We start from the raw sequence: 19150 nt of genomic DNA on the forward strand, positions 1-19150 counted from the left end.
TGTGGCCCCGGCCGTCGCGTGTCAGACTTGACCCTCCAGATAACCGAAAAGAAACTTTCCTATTAGTGCGCCGGCACTCTCCGTCGGCCATTTAGGGCTGCAATCATCCGATCTGTTGGAGGCGTACGCCTGGATGCTTGCCATCTCTGACATCCCGCTCTCCCTCGGCCAGGAACGGCTGTGGTTCCTGCACGAGCTGAACCCGAACGACGCCTCTTACAACATCTGCGTCACCGAGCGGCTGCGCGGACCACTCGACGCCGTGGCACTGGAACACGCCCTCGGCGCGGTCGTACGGCGGCACGAGGTGCTGCGGACCCGCTACCCCGCCGTGGACGGCAGCCCCGTCCAGGTGATCGACAACGCCGTTCCCGTGCTCGAACGCGTCGCCGCGCCCAGCGAGGAGCGGGCCGCCGAACTCGTCGCCGAGCTGACCAACCGGCCGTTCGACCTCGCCGAGGGCCCGGTGATCCGTACCCGTCTGATCACGCTCACCGGTCCCGGCGACAGCGCGGCGAGCACCGGCGGCGAGACGGGCATGGAGCACATCCTGGTCGTCGTCCTGCACCACATCGCGGGCGACGGCTGGTCGCTCGGCGTGCTGTTCCGCGAGCTGGCGGCCCATTACCGGGCCTTCCTCGACGGCACGCCGCCCCGCGTCCCCGACCTGCCCATGCGGTACGCCGACCACGCGATCCGCCAGCGGGCCCGGGACCGCGCCGAGGAGCACGACTCTTCACTGGCCCACTGGAAGGAACGGCTGGCCGGGGTGCCCGTCCTGGCGCTGCCCACCGACCGGCAGCGGCCCCGGACGAGGAGCTCGCGGGGCGGCTGCGTCGCCCACGAACTGCCCGCGGCCCTGACCGAGCGGCTCACGCGACTGGCACGGGCCGAGCGGGTCACGCTGTTCATGCTGCTGCTCGCGGGCTTCCAGACCGAGTTGTCCCGCTATTCGGGGCAGACGGACTTCTGCGTGGGATCCCCGGTGGCCGCCCGGGACGACGAGGAGACCGAGCACCTGATCGGCTTCTTCCTCAACACCCTCGCCATCAGGGCCGACCTCTCCGGCGATCCCGCCTTCCGCGACCTGCTCCGCCGTACCCGCTCGACCGTGGTGGAGGCGCTGGTCCACAAGGGCACCCCGTTCGACCGCCTGGTCACCGAGCTCGGCGTCGAGCGCGACCTGAGCCGGACCCCGGTCTTCCAGACGCAGTTCAGCCTGCGCAGCGAGACGAACGACGGCCTCGACCTCGCCGGGGTCACCGCCGAGCGGTACGACCCGGGTTTCCAGCAGGCGAAGTTCGACCTGTCGCTGGAGATCCTCCCGGCGGGGGACGTTCTCAAGGCGTTCTTCGTCTACAGCGCCGACCTCTTCCACAGGGAGACCGTCGAACGGTTCGCGGCGAACTTCGAGACCCTCCTGTGGTCCGTCGTCGCCGCGCCGGAGACGCCGATCTCGGAACTGGAGCTGGTCGCGCCCGCGGAGCGGGAAATCATCGCGGAGTGGAGCGCGTGCCCGGCCGTGCCCGAGCCGCCCGCGCCGACGCTTCCCGAGATGGTCGCCACCACGGCTCGCCGCTTCCCCGGAACTGTGGCCGTGCGGTACGGCGACGACGCGCTGACCTACGCCGAACTGGACGCGCGGGCCGGAACGCTGGCGGCGCGGCTCAGGGCGCTCGGCGTCGGCCGCGACGTCCCCGTGGGCATCCGCCTGGAGCAGTCGCTCGACCAGGCCGTGGCCATCCTCGGCGTGCTGAAGGCGGGCGGCGCGTACGTGCCGCTGGATCCGGAACAACCCGCGGAACGGCTGCGGCACATGCTGCAAGGCGCGGCCGTGCTGATCGCGGCGGCCGAGGGTGCCGGCACGCCGGGCGCTCAGGATGCTCAGGGCGGCCGGGTCGCCGCCGGCGGGGCGGCCCTCCCGCCGGAACCGGACTTCGCGGGGCCGGTGGTCGACCCGGGCGGGGCGCTCATCCGGAAGGCCGCCCCCGGCGCCCCGGGCACGGGCGACGCCGATGCCGGTGACGGCCTGACGTGGCCGCCTCCCTCGCCCGACGACCTCGCCTACGTCATCTACACGTCCGGATCGACCGGGCGGCCGAAGGGCGTGGCCGTACAGCACCGGCAGGTCATGAACTACCTGGCCGACGTACACCACAGGTTCGGCGTGACCGAGGGCGGGAACTTCGCCCTGCTCCAGTCGCTCACGTTCGACTTCGGCATGACCGTGTTCTACCTGTCGCTGATGACCGGGGGCACGCTCCACATGTTGCCGTCGCGCGTCTCCGCCCCCGAGCTCGCCGCGTCCATGCCCGGGATCGACTACCTCAAGATGACGCCGTCGCACCTCGCCGCGCTCGCGGCGGACGTGGACGCGCGGGCGCTCCTCCCGAGGCGACTGCTGATCCTGGGCGGCGAGGGGTCGGGCTGGGAGTGGGCGCGCGAGCTGGCCGCGCTCGGCGCCTGCCGGGTGGTCAATCACTACGGCCCGACCGAGGCGACGATCGGCGTCACCACCTACGAGGTCGGAGCGGACACCGAGCCCGCCGGGCCGATCACGCCGATCGGGCGGCCGCTCGGCCACGCGAGGATCCACGTCCTCGACGCGCGCCTGCGGCCGGTGCCGGTCGGCGTGCCGGGTGAGCTGTGCGTCGGCGGCGACCGGCTGGCCCGCGGCTACCTCGGCCGGCCCGACCTCACCGCCGCCGCCTTCGTCGACTCGGAACGGCACGGCCGGATCTACCGCACCGGCGACCTGGCGCGGTGGTTGCCGGACGGCACGCTGGAGTTCCTCGGCCGCCACGACCTCCAGGTCAAGATCCGCGGATACCGCGTCGAGCTCGGCGAGGTGGACGAGGCGCTGCGGCTGTGCCCGGGCGTCGCCCATGCGGTGACCGACGCCCGAGGGGGCGAGCTGGTCGCGTACCTGGTGGCCGGCGACGCGACCGACCGGGCGGACCGGCCCGGCGTCGCGGAGCTGCGACGGGACCTCGGCACGCGGCTTCCCGACTACATGGTGCCGACCCGCTACGTCTGGCTCGACGAGCTGCCGCTGAAGGGGCACGGCAAGGTCAACCGGGCCGCGCTGCCCGATCCGGAGGACGACCGCCCGGACCAGGAGGTTCCCTTCGAACCGCCCGCCGACGAGATCGAGGAGATCATCGCGGCGGCCTGGTGCGATGTGCTCGGCATCCGGCGGGTGGGCGTGCTGGACGACTTCTTCGATCTCGGCGGTCACTCGCTGCTCGCCACCCGCGTGGTGGCCCGCCTGCGCCGTGAGCTGCCGCCCGGCGGCCATCCGGTCGGCCTCATGGACCTCTTCCAGCGGACCACCGTCAGGGAGCTGGCCGAGCTGGCGAGGAGCGGCGCGGGCCCGCGCGGCCTGCTGTACGAGCTGACCGCGCCGCGCCGCGGAACGGTCACGTCGACCCTTGTCTGCGTGCCGTACGGCGGGGGAAGCGCGGTGGTCTACCAGCCGCTCGCGGACGCGCTGTCGGAGACGTGGCGCCTGTTCTCGGTCGCCGTCCCGGGACACGATCTCGGGCTGGCCGAGGAACCGCGGCCGCTGGAGGAGGTCGCGCAACAGTGCGTCGAGGAGATCACGGAGAAGGTGACCGGCCCGCTGGTGCTGTACGGCCACTGCGGGGTCGGAGGCGCGCTGACCGCCGAGATCGCCCGCCGGCTGGAGGCCGCGGGAAGGGAGGTGGAGGCCGTCTACATGGGCGGCGTCTTCCCCTTCGCCCGCCCGGTGAAGGGGCTGATGGGCCGCTGGGCCAGGCTCACCCGGTTGGAGCGGCTGCGCAGCGACCGGGCGGACCTCAACTGGCTGACCGCGCTCGGGGCGGACCTGTCGGATCTGGACGACGAGCAGAAGGCGTTCGTCGTCCGCAACATGCGGCACGACGCCCGGGAGGCCGAGGATTACTTCACCCGGCTGATCGAGACGGGCGCCGACCGGTTGTCCGCGCCGATCATCTCGATCGTCGGCGAGTACGACCCGGCCACCGACTACTACGAGGAGCGCTACCGCGAGTGGGAGTTCCTCACTGACACGACCGCCCTGGTCGTCCTGGACGAAGGCGGCCACTATTTCCTGAAATATCGGGCGGAGGAGCTGGCGGCAGCGGTCACCGCCACCCACCGGGACCTCCCGGCCGCCGAAACGCCCGAGCCCGCCCCGCCCGCCGCGCTCTCCACGGACGGGCGCCGGACGGGTCCGGCCCGGACGGCGGGGCCCGACCCGACGGTGCGCCGGTTCCTGACGGTCGCCCTGGGCCAGATGGCCTGCCTGATCGGCTCCACGCTGACCGAGTTCGCGATCCCGGTGTGGATGTACCTCAGGACCGGGTCCATGACGCAGTACGCGGTGCTCCAGATCCTCGCCGTGATCCCGGGCATCCTGGCGGCACCGCTCGCCGGCGCGATCGTGGACCGGTCGAGCCGCCGCACGGTGATGGTCGTGGGCAACTCGGCCGCGCTCGCGATCCAGTCGGCCGCCGCGCTGCTCCTGTGGGCCGGCCACCTCGGCACCTGGCCCCTGTACGTCCTGCTGACCGCGCTCTCCGTCGCGCTGACCTTCCAGCGGCTGGCGTTCACCTCGGCCGTGCCGCAGCTCGTGCCGAAGCGTTATCTCGGGCACGCGAACGGCGTCGCGCAGACGACGCTGGGCGTCGCGCAGTTCATCGCGCCGCTGGCCGCCGTCGGCCTCCTGTCGGCGGCGGGGCTGCAGGGCATCCTCGTGCTCGACGTGGTGGGCCATGTGTTCACCCTGGTCGTCCTGGCGCTCGTGGCCTTCCCCGCGACGATGGCGCACCGCCGCAGGGAGACCGTCGGCCGCGAGATCGCGGAGGGGTTCCGGCTGTCGATGGGCAACCGGAGCTTCCGCGCCATGGTGATCTTCTTCGCCCTGCTCTCGCTCGGACTGTCGCCGGTGTTCATGATGTACTCGCCGCTCGTGCTGTCATTCGGCACGCTGACGGACGCGGGCGCGATCGCGCTCGTCGCGGGAGCGGGGGCGGTTTCCGGCGGCCTGACGATGGCCGTGTGGGGCGGTCCCGCGCGCGGGCGGATGCGCGCGATGCTGCTCACCACGTCGCTCATCGCCGCGTCCTGCCTGGTCGTGGGCCTCGACACCTCCCTGGTCCTGATCGGCGTCGGCGCCTTCGGCGTGTCGTACGGCCTCGCCCTGGTCAACGGCATCTACGCGACGATCATCCAGGTGAAGGTGCCGCAGCGGTTCCACGGCCGGGTGTTCGCGCTCAACCAGATGGTCGCCTGGTCGACGATCCCGCTCGGGGTCGGCGTGATCGCCCCGCTGGGCACCCGGCTGCTCGGCGACATCGGGACGATGTACCTGGTCTTCGCGGGATTCATCGCGGCCGTCACCTTCGGCGCGCTCCGCACCCGCGTCCTGGCCCGCTTCGACGACGAGGTCCCGGACGCCACCCCCGACGATCTCGTCGGGCTCGAACGGCGAGCTCGGAAGACGGCATGAGAAGCACCGGAACCCCGGCACGGAAAGGGACGACATGCTGAGAGAACGACTGGCGGAGCTGGTGTCGCAATCGTGCGACGGCGAGATCTCCGCCGCCGAGGCCCTGGAGGCGACCGTGCCGCTGTCCTATCTCGGCCTCACCTCGCTGGCCCAGATGCGCCTGATCGACACGCTCGAACGGGAGTACGGCGTGGAGGTCGACCTCGGCGGCGACATCGCGTTCCTCGACAGCGTCGACGGGCTGGCCGCGTGGGTGTCGGCGGCGCGGTGATCTCGTTCTCGGGCACACGCTCCGGCAGGGCGCCGCTCACCTGGGGCCAGCGCGCGATCTGGGACGCCATCCGCCGGACGGCGCCCGACGACCACTACTTCAACTTCGGCCGGGTGCTGGAGGTGCCGCGGGGCGCGCGGCCGGCCTCGGCGGCGCACGTGTCGCGCGGCATCGGGCTGCTGGTCGAGCGGCACGAGGCGCTCCGCACGCTGGTCGGCCCCGGGCCGTGCCAGATCCTCCACGACCGGGGCGCGCTGCCGGTCCGCGTCGCGGCGGGCGCCGACCCGGCCGCCGTCCTCGCGGAGCTGTCCGCGACCGCCTTCGACTACGAGCACGAGTGGCCGCTGCGGGTCGCGCTCGTGACCGGCGGCGGCCTCCTCTCCGAGGACGAGGTCACCCACGTGGTGCTCGTCTTCTGCCACATGGCCGCGGACGGGCTCGGCGCGGAGCAGGTCGTGCGCGACCTGCGGCTGTTCCTCCTGCGCGGCGCGCTGCCCGGCGGCGCGCCGCCGCAGCCGCTCGACCTGGCCCGATGGCAGGAGTCCCCGGGCGGCAGGAGGCAGGCGGCGGGCGCGGCGGCCCTTTGGGAGCGCGAGTACCGCAGGATCCCGGCCACGATGTTCGGCCTGCCGTCCGCAGCAGAGGAGCGGCCGCCCATCCGGCGCGCCGCGCTCACCTCCCCGGCGATCGACCTGGCCGCCCAGCGCCTCGCCGTACGGCACGGCACGAGCACCTCGACCGTTCTGCTCGCGGCGGTGAGCGCGCTCGTCGCCGAGGTGACCGGCCACGGGACCGTCGCCGTCCTGCCGATCGTGAGCAACCGGTTCGGCCGGGACACCCGGACCGCGGTGACCACCCTGTCGCAGGAGGGGCTGTTCGTCCTCGGGACCGGCTCCGGCACGGCGCGCGGGACCGCGTTCGCCGACCTGCTCGCCGCGGCCCGCCCGGCGGTGCTGCGGGCCTACCGGAGCGGCTACCACGACCCGGGCGACAGGGAGCGGATCGCCGCCGAGACGAGCCGCGAGCGGGGCGTCCCGATCCACCCGTACTGCTGTTTCAACGACATGCGGTTCACCGAGCGGGCGACCGACCACGACGACGAGCGCATCCGGCGGGCGCGGTCGGAGACGTCGCTGACCTGGCCGCTCAGCCAGGACGAGCTCAACTGCCGGTTCTGCGTCCACGTGACCGACGCGGCGCGGATCTCGGTCACGGCCGACACCCGGTGGCTCGGGACGGCGGACATCGAACGCTACCTGCTCGGCCTGGAGCGGCTGCTCGTCGAGGCGGCCCTGCGATGACCGGGCCGGGGATCTCCGGGCCCGGATCGGTGCGCGCCTACGCCACCGCCACCTCGTGCGCGCAGGGCGAGTCGCTGGAGTTCCGCCTGGACGGCCCGGACGAGCCGGGCGCGACCGCCGAGCTGGGCGTGACCGTCCATGACGCGACGTGCGACCGGCTCATGCTGGCGGCCTCCGTACGCGGGCCGTCCTGGCGGCTGGAGGTACCGCCGGACTGGCCGAGCTCGCTCTACCGCGCCCGTTTCGTCTCCGGCCCGCCCGAGCCCGACGTGCCCGTGCCCCGCGCCACGGGCGACCTCCCAGGTTCGGGGGCCTCACCGGACGACGAGGTCTACTTCGTCGTACGGCAGGCCGTGCCGGGAACCACGTCGCCGATCCTCGTGTCGATCCCGTTCGCGACGTGGCAGGCGTACAACCGGGCGGGCGTGCCCGGGGAGAGCATCTACTGGACCGAGCAGCCGGACCGCGCCGCGCGCGTGTCGTTCGACCGGCCCGGCGGAGGGCCGCCGCCCGAGCGCTGGGAGGACGGCATGCTGCGCTGGTTCGCCCCGGCCGGATACACGGTCGAGTACTGCTCGGGCCTGGACCTCGACCCGGATCTGCTGTCCGGCTACCGGCTGCTCGTGGTCAACGGGCACGACGAGTACTGGACGGCCGGGATGCGCGACGCGTGCGAGGAGTTCGCCCGGCGCGGCGGGAACATCGCCTTCTTCTCCGGTAACACCTGCTGGTGGCAGATCCGGATGGAGGGCCGGACCATGGTCTGCCACCGCGACCCGGTGACCGACCCCGTGGAGGACCCCGGCCTCACCACGGTCGAGTGGTCGAGCGCGCCGGTCTCCCGCCCGGAGAACACGCTGACCGGCGTGAGCTTCCGCAACGGCGCCGGCGCCTGGGGGCCGTACATGCCACTGATGAGGGAGGAGTCGTACACCGCCAGGTTCGCCGCGCACTGGGCGTTCGAGGGCACCGGCCTGACCGACGGCGACAAGTTCGCCCAGGGAGCGATCGGCTACGAGACCGACGCGGCCGAGTTCACCGAGATCATGGGCGTGCCCCGGGCCACCTGCCGGGACGGCACACCGCCGTCGTTCGTCGTGCTCGCGACGGCCGACCTGCGGCACTGGAGCGCCTGCGGACAGGGCGGCTGGGCCACCATGGGCGTCTTCTCCCTCGGCCGCGGCACGGTCTTCAACGCCGCGACCATCAACTGGGGCAACACGCTGCACGACCCGGTCGTCGACCGGATCACGCGGAACGTCCTCGACCGGTTGTCCCGGCCGTCCCCGCCCGGCTGGGAGGTGATCGGCCCGTCCGGCGACATCCGCGCGCTCGCCGCCTGGCGCTCCACGTTGTACGCCGTGGACACCGGCGGCACCCTCCTGACCCGCGAGCTGTGCGGGCAGAACCTGCGCTGGCAGCCGATCGGCTCGGCGGGCGGGGTGCGCTGCCTCGACTCCCCCCGGGAGGCCGCCGCCGGACTGGGCACCGGCCTGTACGGCGTCACCGCCGGAGGCGTGCTGCGCTACCGCGAGGCGACCTCGGATCCGGCGGACTGGACCGACGTGGGACCGGCCCCGGAGGACACGATCGCGCTCGCGGTCGGCGACGGCGCGTTCTTCGCGGCCACGTCGGCCGGGCGGTTGTGGACGGCGTCGTTCGCCGATGTCGCGTCGGGATCACCGGTCTGGCGGGACGCGGGCGACTCGGGCGGCGCGATCTGCCTGAGCGGGAGCAACGGCCGCCTCTACGCCCTCGGGGCGGACCACCGCGTCCGCACCCGGCTGCCGGTGACCGGCCCGGCGCCCTGGGCCGACCTCGTCGAGGCGCCGGGCGCCGCGGCGTTCACCGCCCACGCGGGCCTGCTCGTGTCGGCGGGCAACGGCCAGGAGCTGAGGTGGCGGACCGCTCAGAAGCCGACCGGGCCGTAGACGGCGGCCGCCGCGCCGGTCGTCATGGCCCAGTAGCGGTCGCCGTAGGACCAGTGCCACCACTCGGTCGGATAGTTGACCAGCCCGGCCTCCTCCAGCGCGGCCGCGAGGATCTTGCGGTTCTGCCGGGCGTCGGCGCCGATGCCGGGCGCGTCCGTGTAGCACGCCCCGCCGCTCTGCTCGGGGTTGTCGTTCACGGCGGTGCCCATGTCGAGCTCGACGCCGTCGTCGTCGCACAGCGTGAGGTCGACCGCCGCCCCGGCGGTGTGCGGCGCTACCTCGATCGGCGAGACGTACCGGCTGGCCGCGCTGTGCAGTTCCTCGGGCGGCATCCCGGGGAACGCCGTGCGGAGCTCGTCCTTGTAGTCCTCGAAGTACTTCCGCTGGAGCGCCGGCGGGCGGTACCCCTCGACGACCACGATGTGGCATCCGGCGGGCAGCAGCGCCTGCGCGGCCTCCAGCCGGGTGAGCACCCCTTCCCGCAGGTGCGCGTACGCGCCGGCGTCGTCGGCGAGGCGCCCGTCCACGCGGAGCCGGCCGCGGACGTCGCGGAGCGGCTCGCCGCACTCCTCGACGGGCAGGGAGGTCACACGGGGATCGGAGATGAGGACGATTTCCGGCATGGTCAAGAACCTACCCGCTCCCCGCGGCGCTCGGGCCGGACCGGGCGGAGCCCCCGCTCCCGCCCGGTCCCCCGATCACCGGCCCGTCCTGATCAGACCGTGGACGAGAAGACCCGCTCCCGCGCCTGGTCCAGCGCGGCGACCAGGGCGCCGCGCAGGATCGGGTTGCCCTCGACCTGGGTGACCGCGACCTTGGGACGGCTCGGGCAGATGCGGGCCACGGCCTCCTCCACCCGGCGGGCGAGCTCCCAGCCCCCGGCCCGCCCGATGTCGCCGCTGAGGACGACCAGCCCGGGGTCGAGCACCACGGCGACCGCCGCCACGCCGACCGCCAGCCGTCCGGCCAGGTCCTCCAGGAAACCGGAGTTGCCGGTGGCGACCGCCGTACGGACGAGGTCGGCGGCGGGCGCGGCGGCGAGGCCGTGCCCGGCGGCGACCGCGGCCAGCGCCTCGCTCCCGACCAGACGCTGGAACGAGCCCGACTGGGGAGCGGTGACGTCCGTGGGCAGCGGCTCGCCGGGCACGGGAAGCCACCCGAGCTCCCCCGCGCCGCCCGAGATGCCCCGGTGCAGCCGTCCGCCGAGCATCACGCCGAGTCCCTGGCCGACGCCGGTCCACAGGATGACGAAGTCGTCCACTCCCTTGGCGACGCCGTAGGCCTGCTCGGCGAGGGCGACGAGGTTGACGTCGTTCTCGATGAGCACGGACTCGCCGAGACCGGCCCGCAGGCCCGCGAGGACGCCGACGTGCCAGGCGGGCAGGTCGAACGAGTAGCGCACGTCGCCGGTCCCCGGATCGACCACGCCGCGGGTTCCTATCACGAACGACCGCAGCCGCCCCATGTCGACGCTGGCCGTCGCGCAGGCCCGGATCACGGCGTTGCGGACGATGCCCACCGGGTCGGCCGCCTCGGTGGGGTCGACGGTCACCTCGGCGACGACGGTGCCGGCGATGTCCGCGACGGCGGCGGTGACGCTGTCCGGCAGCACCTCCAGAGCCGCCACGTACGCGCTGGTGGGGTCGACGGCGTACAGCGCCGCGTTGGGGCCGCGCCCGCCCGGCCGCTCGCCCGCCGTGGTCACCAGGCCCCGCTCCTCCAGCCGCGCCAGGAGCTGGCCCGAGGTGACCCTGGAGAGCCCGGTCAGCTCCCCCAGCTCGCCCCTGGTCAGCGGGCCGTGCGCGACGAGCAGTTCCAGCGCGGCCCGGTCGTTCATCTGGCGCAGCAGCCGGGGTGTTCCCGGTCGTAGTGACACCGGCCGCGTCTCCTCTCGTCACGATCCGCTAACGGCGTGTTTCTTTTAATAAAGTTTATTGTTAGTTTAGCCCCAGCCGCCCCGGAGGCAAGCGATCAGGCCACGGGACGCGCCGACCGAGCGCCACCCCGACGTGAAGCCGGGAAGGGAGAAACCCAACGTGAAGTTCGTGAAGATCGCGGCCGCCACCACCGCGACCGCCGCTTTGGCCCTGGGTCTCGCCGCTTGCGGGAGCAGCGAGGAGAAGCCCGCGACTCAGGCGTCCACCGCCGGAGCCGCGGCTTCCGGGCCCAAGTTCGCCGGGCAGACCCTGACGGTGTGGCGCCTCGGCGCCCCCACCGAGGTCTTCGAGAAGTACATGAACGACCTGGGCGCCAAGTTCAAGGAGGCGACGGGCGCCGAGGCCAAGGTCCAGTGGATCCCCTGGCCGGAGGCCCAGAAGAAGTGGACCGCCGCGCTCGCCGGCGGCGAGGGCCCGGACGTCACGGAGTTCGGCAACGACCAGGTCGCCGCGTGGGTGCAGCAGGAGGCGCTCGCCGACATCACCGACCTGACCAAGAGCGACCCGGACCTGCAGCAGATCCCGCAGAACCTGTGGAGCTACGAGACGATCGACGGCAAGATCTACGCGGCTCCCTGGGGCGGCGGCACCCGCGCCGTGCTGTACCGCAAGGACTGGTTCGAGAAGCTCGGCATCTCCGTGCCGACGACCTGGGACGAGCTGGTCGCGGCGGCCAAGAAGATCGTCGAGAAGCAGGGCAAGGACGTGGACGGCTTCGCCTTCAACGGCGGGTCGGACGCCAACATGTCGCTCTCGCCGTTCGTCTGGTCGGCCGGCGGCGACTTCGCCGCGTTCGAGGGCGGCAAGTGGGTCGGCAAGCTGACCGACCCCGCCTTCAAGGAGGGCTTCCAGTTCTACACGGACCTGGTCACCAAGAACGGCGTCTCCGGCAAGGGCCGCCTGACCCAGAACTCCGTCGACATCGCCCAGCGCTTCGCCGCCGGCAAGGTCGGCATGTACGTCACCGGTGGCTGGGACATCGCCCAGATCAAGGAGCAGAGCAAGGGCAAGGTCGACGAGTCGAAGATGGCCTTCTTCTCGCTCCCGGCCAAGGACGGCAGCGGCCCGGCCCCGGCCTTCCAGGGCGGCAACGACATCGCCATCTGGAAGGACGCCAAGAACCCCGAGCTGGCCGCCGAGTACCTGAAGCTCGCCGCGGGCAAGGAGTTCGGCGTCCGGTACGCCAAGGAGGGCGGCCTGCTCCCGCTCTATCCCGAGGCCCTCGCCGAGCTGGGCGCCGACCCGGCGCAGAAGCCGTTCACCGACACCTTCAAGGTCGCGAAGGGCTTCCCCGCGAGCCCCAACTGGGCTGAGGCCAACGACACCAAGGCGGTCCTGCAGAACGCCGCCCGCGCGGTGATCGACGGCAAGAAGAGCGTCGACCAGGCGCTGGCCGACGCCAACACCGAGCTCGAGACGATCCTCAACCAGTAACGCCATGACGACTCACACGTCGACGGCGACCCGGGGCGGGGAGAACTTCCCCGCCCCGGGTGGGCGCCCCCGACAGCCACCACGCCGATCCAGCCGGCTCCCGGACTGGATCGTTCCGTACGTCCTGCTCCTGCCCGGGCTCCTGGTCATCGGAGGGCTGCTGCTCTATCCGCTGTACCGGGTGGTCGAGATGTCCTTCCACAAGGTCGGACTGGCCCAGCTCAAGGCGAACAACCCGCGCCCCGCGGAGTTCGTGGGGCTGGACAACTACACGCACATCTTCGAGTCCGACCTCTTCTGGCCGTCGCTGCGCAACACGATCGTGTTCGCCGCACTCACCGTCGCCCTGACGCTGACGGTCGGAACGCTCGTCGGCCTGCTGCTCCACAAGCTCGGCAGGAAGATGTCGATGCTCGTCATCGTCGGCATCATGGCCGCGTGGGCGACCCCGCCGGCCGCCCAGGCCATCATCTGGAAGTGGCTGTTCGACTCGGACTCGGGCGTCGTCAACTGGACGCTGAACCTGCTGCCCGACTGGTTCTCCAACCTGGTCTTCGGCCGCTCCGACTGGAGCGGTGAACCCTGGTTCAACGACACGATCACGCTCTATCTCGTGCTCATCATCGCGGTGGTCTGGGCGTCGTTCCCGTTCATCGCGGTGTCGGTCCTCGCCGGACTGAAGAGCATCCCCTCGGAGCTGTACGAGGCCGCGCAGATGGACGGTTCCCGGCCGATCACCACGTTCCGGAAGATCACCTTCCCGCTGCTCAAGCCGGTGTTCTCGGTCCTGGTCGTGCTGTCGATCATCTGGGACTTCAAGGTCTTCACCCAGCTCTACCTGCTCAACGGCGGCACGGTGAACCGGGACGCGTTCAACCTCTCCCTCTGGAGCTACGCCGAGGCGTTCAGCAACCCGCCGAAGATGGGGCTCGGCGCCGCCATCGCGGTCGTGCTGACCGGCATCCTGATGGTGATCACCTTCGTGTACGTCCGGCAGATCGTGAAAACGGAGGACGTGCGATGAACGACGGCCTGACCCGCAAGAAGTTCGGACGCGTCGCGCTCAACGGCGCCGGGATCGTCGTGTTCCTGTTCGCGATCTTCCCCGTCTACTGGATGGTCGCGACCGCGTTCAAGCCGAACGACCAGATCTTCACCACCCGCTTCATCCCGTTCCCCAGCCCGCCGTCGCTCGAGCACATCTCCCGGGTGTTCACCAAGGGCGTGGCCGGGCACTCGATCTGGCAGTACCTGCTGAACAGCGCCATCGTCGCGGTCAGCGCCGTCGTGATCGGCGCGCTCTTCGCGCTGTTCGCGGCGACGGCCGTGGCCAGGTTCAGGTTCAGGTTCCGCACCTCGTTCCTGATCCTGCTGCTGATCGTGCAGATGGTGCCCACCGAGGCGCTGCTGATCTCGCTGTTCACCATGGTCAAGCGGTTCGGCATGTACGACCAGCTCATCGGCCTCGTGGTGATCAACGTCGGGCTGACCCTGCCGTTCTCCGTCTGGATGCTGCGCACGTTCGTCGCCGCGGTGCCCAAGGAGGTGGAGGAGGCGGCCTGGATCGACGGCGCCGGCCGGTTCGCGACCTTCTGGCGGGTGCTCTTCCCGCTGGTGGCCCCGGGCCTGGTCGCGACCAGCATCTTCTCGTTCATCACCACCTGGAACGAGTTCATCTACGCGTTGACGCTGATCAACACGCAGGGCAAGTACACGATGCCGGTCGCCCTGCAGTTCTTCGTCGGCCAGCGGTCGACGGACTGGGGCGGCATCATGGCCGCCTCGACGTTGATGACCATCCCGGTCCTCATCTTCTTCCTCCTGGTGCAGCGGCGGATGGTCTCCGGACTCGTCGCCGGCGCCGTCAAGGGCTGACCCGCCCTTCACCACCAGTGCGCCGAACCACCGGCGCCATCCACATCACCTCGTACGGCTCCGGCACATCGCGGGAGCCGTACCACGACGAATCTTGGAGCCGAAGACAGCCATGTCCGACTTCTCCGCGAGCATCGGCGACCGGGGGCTACACCGTCTCGCGGCCGGTACGTTGCTCGTCGCCTTCCCCGGCACCACCGCCCCGGACTGGGTCCTCCACGAACTGGAGAACGGTCTCGGCGGTGTCACCCTCTTCGGATTCAACGTCGCGAGCCCCGAGCAGCTCGCCGGGCTCACCCGGCAGCTCGGCGGCGCCGCCCACCCGGTGATCTCGCTCGACGAGGAGGGCGGCGACGTCACCCGCATCGCGTACCACACCGGCAGCCCGTACCCGGGCAACGCGGCGCTGGGCGCGGTCGACGACGTCGAGCTGACCGAGCGGGTCTACCGCTCGATCGCGGCCGACCTGGCCGGGTGCGGCGTCAACCTCGACATGGGCCCGGTCGCCGACGTGAACAGCGCGGACGACAACCCGGTGATCGGCACCCGGTCCTTCGGCGCGTCCACCGAGCTGGTCGCCCGGCACACCGTGGCCGCCGTACGCGGGCTGCAGGCACTCGGGATCGCCGCCTGCGTCAAGCACTTCCCCGGGCACGGCGCCACGCGGCAGGACTCCCACCTGGAGATCCCCCGGGTGGACGTCCCGCGCGACCTGCTGTGGGAGCGCGAGCTCGCGCCCTTCCGGGCGGCCATCGAGGCCGGCACCAAGTCGATCATGACCGCGCACGTCGCGGTCCCCCACCTCACCGGTACGGCTCCCGCCACGCTCTCCCCCGCCGCGCTCACCACGCTGCTGCGCGAGGAGATGGGCTACGACGGCGTCGTGATCTCCGACGCCCTCGACATGCACGCGATCACCAAGAGCGTCGGCCTCGGGGGCGGCGCCGTACTGTCCCTCGCGGCCGGCTCCGACCTGCTCTGCCTCGGCCCGCTGCCGACGCAGCAGGAGATCCGCGGCATCCTGGACGAGATCATCCAGGCGGTGGAGGACGGCCGCCTGCCGCTCGCGCGCCTCGAAGAGGCCGCCGACCGCGTCGCGCGGCTGCGCGACTGGCTCGCGGTGGCGCGTGACGAGGCGGCCGAGAGCGACGTCATCGGCCTGGACGCCGCCCGCCGTGCCGTCACCCTCTCCGGATCACCGGCACCCCTGGTGGATCCGTTCGTGATCGAGGTGGACACCCCGCCGACGATCGCGGTCGGCGACGTCCCGTGGGGCGTCGCCCCCTGGCTGCCCGAGGCCGAGATCGTCCGGATCAAGCCGGACGAGGCCCGGCCCGACGCGCTGCTCAGCAGGGCCGAGGGCCGCTCACTGGTCATCGTGGTCAAGGACGCGCACCGGTACCCCCGCAGCCGCGACCTGGTCTCCGCCCTCCTCGCCGATCGCCCCGACGGGGTGGTGGTCGAGATGGGACTGCCCGTCTGGCGACCCCAGGCGGCGGCGTACATCGCGACCTACGGAGCCGCGCGGGCCAACACCCAGGCGGCCGTGGAGCTGCTGACCGTGTGACCTCCCGGTCAGGACGTCGCGACCGGACGCCCGGTCCCGCTCATCGCGGGGCCGGGCGTTCACGTGTCCTAGGACGCGAAGATCTCCTCGCGGGCCTGCTCGAGCGCGGCCAGGACGGCGCCGCGCAGCACGGGGTTGCCCTCCACCTCGGTGGTGACCACCTCCGGGCGGATCAGGCACATCCGCGCGACGGCCTCCTCCACCCGCGCGGTCAGTCCGGTCCCCCCGGCCCGGCCGACCTCCCCGGCGAGGACCACGAGCCCCGGGTCGAGCACCACGCACACGGAGGCGACGCCCAGGGCCAGGCGGAAGGCGATCTCGTCCAGCAGCGGCGCGCCGCGGTCCCCCGCCGCCGCCGCCTCCGTGACGAGATCGGCCGCGCTCCCGCCGACGAACCCGAACTCGCGGGCCAGCTCGGTGACCGCCTCGGCGCTGACCAGGGACTGCAGGCCGCCGGCGAGCGAGGGCAGCCGCCCGGGGGTCGCCTTCACGGTCTCGGCCAGGGGCACTCCGGGCACGGGGAGGTAGCCGATCTCGCCCGCGCTCCCCGTCCTGCCCCGGTGCAGCCGACCGCCCAGGACGACGGCCAGGCCGATGCCGCGGCCCACCCAGACGAGCACGAAGTCCTCGACATCCCGGGCCGCCCCGTTGGCACGTTCCGCGACCGCCACGAGGTTGACGTCGTTCTCGATCGTGACCTCGCGGCGCAGGTCCCGGGCCAGCGCCTCGTGGATGCCCTCGTGCCAGTGCGGCAGGTCGAAGGAGAACCGCACGTCGCCGGTGCGCGGATCGACCACGCCGGGGGTGCCGATCACGACGCCGCGCAGCCGCGACAGCGCCACCTTGGCCGACCTGCACGCCTTGACGACGGCGTTGTGGACGGCGGACACCGGGTCCTCGTGCGCGGCGGGCTCGGCGGTCACCTGGGCGACCACCTTGCCGTTGATGTCGGCGATCGCCGCGGTGACCAGGTCGGGGCCCACGTCCAGGCCCGCGACGTACCCGCACGAGGGCACCACGCCGTACAGCGCGGCGTTGGGGCCGCGGTTGCCCGCCTGCTCGCCGACGACCTCGACGAGGCCGCGCTCCTCGAGCCGGGCGAGGGTCTGCGAGGCGGTCACCTTGGACAGCCCCGTCAGCTCGCCGATCTGGCCCCGGGTGAGCGGTCCCGAGGCGAGCAGCAGCTCGAGCGCGGCCCGGTCGTTGATCTCCCGAAGCAGCCTCGGGACGCCGGGACGTCGCTCCGCCGTCCTACTTTCCATGATCGCCCCCGAAGATCTGTTAGGTGCGCCCGCGACCGGTCAGCAAAGTTTCCTGCCAGCTTAGCGATCGGGCAATCCCCCCGCATCGGACGGAAACCCCGAGGCATCGCTATTGCCCTCCCAGGCAAGAAGTACGAGGATCACTCATGTCTTCGGCAGAGGAGAGCGCATGGCCGGTCAGGTCACCGAGAACCGCGACACCCCCGTCACGCGGCGGATCACTCCCCGGTCCGCGACCCCGGTCGCCCTCGCCCTGGGCGTGCTCCTGCTCACCGACGCGCTGCGGGTCTTCCTGCCCTCCCTCATCACCCTGTACGGCAGGGCCGGCGAGACCCCGCCGGAGCAGATGGGCGTCTTCGCCGCGCTGTGGTTCGTCCTGCCCTTCGCCGCCGTACCGGTCGCGCGCCTCGCCGGCGCCCGCCCGGTCCTGGTCTTCGGCGCGATCGCCCTGGTCGCGGGCCGGCTCGTCCTGCAGGCGGCCGGCGGCGGCGACGCGCAGCTCTACGTCTCCGCCACCGCCGTGTGCGCCGGCCTGGTCTTCCTGTACGGCGCCGCCCGGACCGCCGCGCGCGACACGGTCCCCGTGGGCCTCGCGGCCGGCCTGGCGGTCTCCACGGTCGTCCACCTGCTGCTCGACCGGATGGACCTGGTCTGGCGTGGCGGCCCGCTCCCCTGGGTCGCCGTCCTCGTCGCCTGCGCCGCCTTCCTCGCCGCGGCCCTCGCGTCCGTACGGCTCTCGCCTCCGTCGGACGGCCTCGCCCCCGCCGCCGTGTGGTTCCTCGCCGGCCCCGCCCTGCTGCTCACCGGAATGTTCTCCGGAGGCCCCGGGTTCCTGGAGCTCGGCCAGGACTGGGCGGCGCTCGTGTCCTTCGACGTGGCGCTGCGCGTGGTGCTGCTCTTCTGGGGCGTCGCGTGCGCCCGGTCCGCCCCGTGGAGCGGCTGGGCCGGACTCATCCTGATCATCGCCGTGTCCGCCCAGGCCGCCGACGTGGCGAGCGGTCTCGTCATCGTCACGCCGGTCGTCCTCGGCGCCTGCCTCGGTCAGGCGGCTCGCGGCGGCCTCCCCGCCGCTCGTCCTCCCAGGAACGGCGCGGCGGTCCTCGGCGGCATGGTCGTGTTCCTCGTCGGCACGTTCCTCTACTACGCGGCCTACGACGCGGACCTCGGCTTCCCCAACGTCGTGATCCCGATCGCCGTGGCGGTCCTGGTCGCGGCCACGAGCGCGAAGATCTCCCGGGGCCGTCCCGTCGCGTCCGCCGCGTGGCCGGCCAGGAGGTGGCTCGCGTTCGCCCTGCCGCTGGGCCTGGTCGCGGGCCTGCTCGCGTGGCGGCCCGCCCCCGGCGAACGTGCGGTGGACCGGCCGGAGTTCACGCTGATCACGTACAACATCCGGATGGGGTTCGGCCTCGAGGGGCGGCTCGACCTGGACCGGATCGCCGACTGGGCCCGCGCGCAGCATCCCGACGTGGTGCTGCTCAGCGAGGTGGACCGGGGCTGGATGCTGAACGGCGGGCACGACGACCTGGCCCGGATCGCCGAGGGCCTCGGCATGCGCTACTACTTCGCCCCGGCCGCCGATCGGCTCTGGGGCGAAGCACTGCTGACCAACCTTCCGGTCCGGCAGGTCGTCTCGCATCCGCTGGGACGGCACGACTACCCCACCGGCGCCCAGGCGCAGGCCATCGTGCTGACCGTCGGTGGCAAGGAGGTCGGCATCGTGAACACCCACCTGCAGGCGCCGCCGGGACAGGCGCCCGAGGCGGCGGCGATCGTCCGGGCCCTGTCCGGAGCGGACGGCGGGGCCTCCCGGCCGGTGCTCCTCGCCGGCGACCTCAACACCACGCCCGACGAACCCGCGATGCGGGCCCTGGAGTCCGCCGGGCTGTCCGACCCGCTGCTCACGCTCGGGAACCCGCCGACGTCGCCCGCCGACGCGCCGTCGAAGCGCATCGACCACGTGCTGCTCTCCCCGGGGTTGCGGGCGATCGAGGCCCGGGTGCCCCGCGTCCCGTTCTCCGACCATCTCCCCGTCGTCGTACGGCTCCGCCTCGACTGACGGCGAGGACGTGAGGCGGCGT

At 72.4% G+C, this 19150-nt stretch carries 12 protein-coding genes; 9 read left to right on the forward strand and 3 right to left on the reverse strand.

Annotated elements, in window-relative coordinates; all coding sequences use genetic code 11:
* The first annotated feature begins 133 nt into the window (after positions 1–133).
* The 4 genes from AWQ70_RS20545 to AWQ70_RS20560 are packed head-to-tail and all read left to right on the forward strand — an operon-like array spanning position 134 to position 8997.
* Positions 134–5494, forward strand: a complete 5361-nt coding sequence (locus tag AWQ70_RS20545) for a non-ribosomal peptide synthetase/MFS transporter (protein ID WP_067178674.1) — start codon at positions 134–136, stop codon at positions 5492–5494.
* Positions 5495–5528: 34 nt separating this feature from the next.
* Positions 5529–5765: an acyl carrier protein gene (locus AWQ70_RS20550; RefSeq protein WP_067178595.1), complete on the forward strand. Its 237-nt coding sequence runs from the start codon at positions 5529–5531 to the stop codon at positions 5763–5765.
* On the forward strand, positions 5762–7066 hold the full coding sequence (locus AWQ70_RS20555) for a condensation domain-containing protein (RefSeq protein WP_169808712.1): 1305 nt from the start codon (positions 5762–5764) through the stop codon (positions 7064–7066). The genes AWQ70_RS20550 and AWQ70_RS20555 overlap by 4 nt, the downstream gene beginning before the upstream one ends.
* The gene (locus AWQ70_RS20560) at positions 7063–8997 is read left to right on the forward strand and encodes a N,N-dimethylformamidase beta subunit family domain-containing protein (RefSeq protein WP_067178597.1); all 1935 of its coding nucleotides are present in this window, start codon (positions 7063–7065) and stop codon (positions 8995–8997) included. The genes AWQ70_RS20555 and AWQ70_RS20560 overlap by 4 nt, the downstream gene beginning before the upstream one ends.
* On the opposite strand, the gene AWQ70_RS20565 is transcribed toward AWQ70_RS20560, so the two are convergent.
* Both AWQ70_RS20565 and AWQ70_RS20570 read right to left on the reverse strand, forming a co-directional pair.
* Positions 8976–9620, reverse strand: coding sequence for a M15 family metallopeptidase (locus AWQ70_RS20565; RefSeq protein ID WP_067178598.1), 645 nt, complete (start codon positions 9618–9620; stop codon positions 8976–8978). The two genes, AWQ70_RS20560 and AWQ70_RS20565, sit on opposite strands and share 22 nt — an antisense overlap.
* Positions 9621–9712: 92 nt before the next feature.
* Positions 9713–10873, reverse strand: a complete 1161-nt coding sequence (locus tag AWQ70_RS20570; RefSeq protein ID WP_084517484.1) for an ROK family transcriptional regulator — start codon at positions 10871–10873, stop codon at positions 9713–9715.
* Positions 10874–11033: 160 nt separating this feature from the next.
* On the opposite strand from AWQ70_RS20570, the gene AWQ70_RS20575 reads away from it, so the two are divergent.
* The 4 genes from AWQ70_RS20575 to AWQ70_RS20590 all read left to right on the forward strand — a co-directional run bounded on the left by AWQ70_RS20575 (position 11034) and on the right by AWQ70_RS20590 (position 15810).
* Positions 11034–12368, forward strand: coding sequence for a sugar ABC transporter substrate-binding protein (locus AWQ70_RS20575; RefSeq protein ID WP_067178600.1), 1335 nt, complete (start codon positions 11034–11036; stop codon positions 12366–12368).
* Between the two features lie 4 nt (positions 12369–12372).
* Positions 12373–13392: a carbohydrate ABC transporter permease gene (locus AWQ70_RS20580; RefSeq protein WP_067178601.1), complete on the forward strand. Its 1020-nt coding sequence runs from the start codon at positions 12373–12375 to the stop codon at positions 13390–13392.
* Positions 13389–14243 carry a carbohydrate ABC transporter permease gene (locus AWQ70_RS20585; protein WP_067178602.1) on the forward strand — a complete coding sequence of 285 codons (855 nt, stop codon included), beginning with the start codon at positions 13389–13391 and terminating at the stop codon, positions 14241–14243. The genes AWQ70_RS20580 and AWQ70_RS20585 overlap by 4 nt, the downstream gene beginning before the upstream one ends.
* 112 nt (positions 14244–14355) lie before the next feature.
* Complete coding sequence (locus tag AWQ70_RS20590) at positions 14356–15810, forward strand: glycoside hydrolase family 3 protein (RefSeq protein WP_067178603.1); 1455 nt, start codon at positions 14356–14358, stop codon at positions 15808–15810.
* 68 nt (positions 15811–15878) lie between these two features.
* Here the strand turns inward: AWQ70_RS20590 and AWQ70_RS20595 are convergent, their stop codons facing one another.
* Complete coding sequence (locus tag AWQ70_RS20595) at positions 15879–17072, reverse strand: ROK family transcriptional regulator (protein WP_067178604.1); 1194 nt, start codon at positions 17070–17072, stop codon at positions 15879–15881.
* 169 nt (positions 17073–17241) lie between these two features.
* On the opposite strand from AWQ70_RS20595, the gene AWQ70_RS20600 reads away from it, so the two are divergent.
* The gene (locus AWQ70_RS20600) at positions 17242–19128 is read left to right on the forward strand and encodes an endonuclease/exonuclease/phosphatase family protein (protein ID WP_084517486.1); all 1887 of its coding nucleotides are present in this window, start codon (positions 17242–17244) and stop codon (positions 19126–19128) included.
* Positions 19129–19150: the final 22 nt, after the last annotated feature.

The organism is Microtetraspora niveoalba (genome assembly GCF_001570405.1).
In the GTDB taxonomy this organism is placed as follows: domain Bacteria; phylum Actinomycetota; class Actinomycetes; order Streptosporangiales; family Streptosporangiaceae; genus Microtetraspora; species Microtetraspora niveoalba.

What these genes read in the sequence shown, in the direction of transcription:
- AWQ70_RS20545 (WP_067178674.1), top strand. Translation starts at nt 134, where the DNA reads ATGCTTGCCATCTCTGACATCCCGCTCTCCCTCGGCCAGGAACGGCTG.
- AWQ70_RS20550 (WP_067178595.1), top strand. Translation starts at nt 5,529, where the DNA reads ATGCTGAGAGAACGACTGGCGGAGCTGGTGTCGCAATCGTGCGACGGC.
- AWQ70_RS20560 (WP_067178597.1), top strand. Translation starts at nt 7,063, where the DNA reads ATGACCGGGCCGGGGATCTCCGGGCCCGGATCGGTGCGCGCCTACGCC.
- AWQ70_RS20565 (WP_067178598.1), bottom strand. Translation starts at nt 9,620, where the DNA reads ATGCCGGAAATCGTCCTCATCTCCGATCCCCGTGTGACCTCCCTGCCC.
- AWQ70_RS20580 (WP_067178601.1), top strand. Translation starts at nt 12,373, where the DNA reads ATGACGACTCACACGTCGACGGCGACCCGGGGCGGGGAGAACTTCCCC.
- AWQ70_RS20585 (WP_067178602.1), top strand. Translation starts at nt 13,389, where the DNA reads ATGAACGACGGCCTGACCCGCAAGAAGTTCGGACGCGTCGCGCTCAAC.
- AWQ70_RS20590 (WP_067178603.1), top strand. Translation starts at nt 14,356, where the DNA reads ATGTCCGACTTCTCCGCGAGCATCGGCGACCGGGGGCTACACCGTCTC.
- AWQ70_RS20595 (WP_067178604.1), bottom strand. Translation starts at nt 17,072, where the DNA reads ATGGAAAGTAGGACGGCGGAGCGACGTCCCGGCGTCCCGAGGCTGCTT.
- AWQ70_RS20600 (WP_084517486.1), top strand. Translation starts at nt 17,242, where the DNA reads ATGGCCGGTCAGGTCACCGAGAACCGCGACACCCCCGTCACGCGGCGG.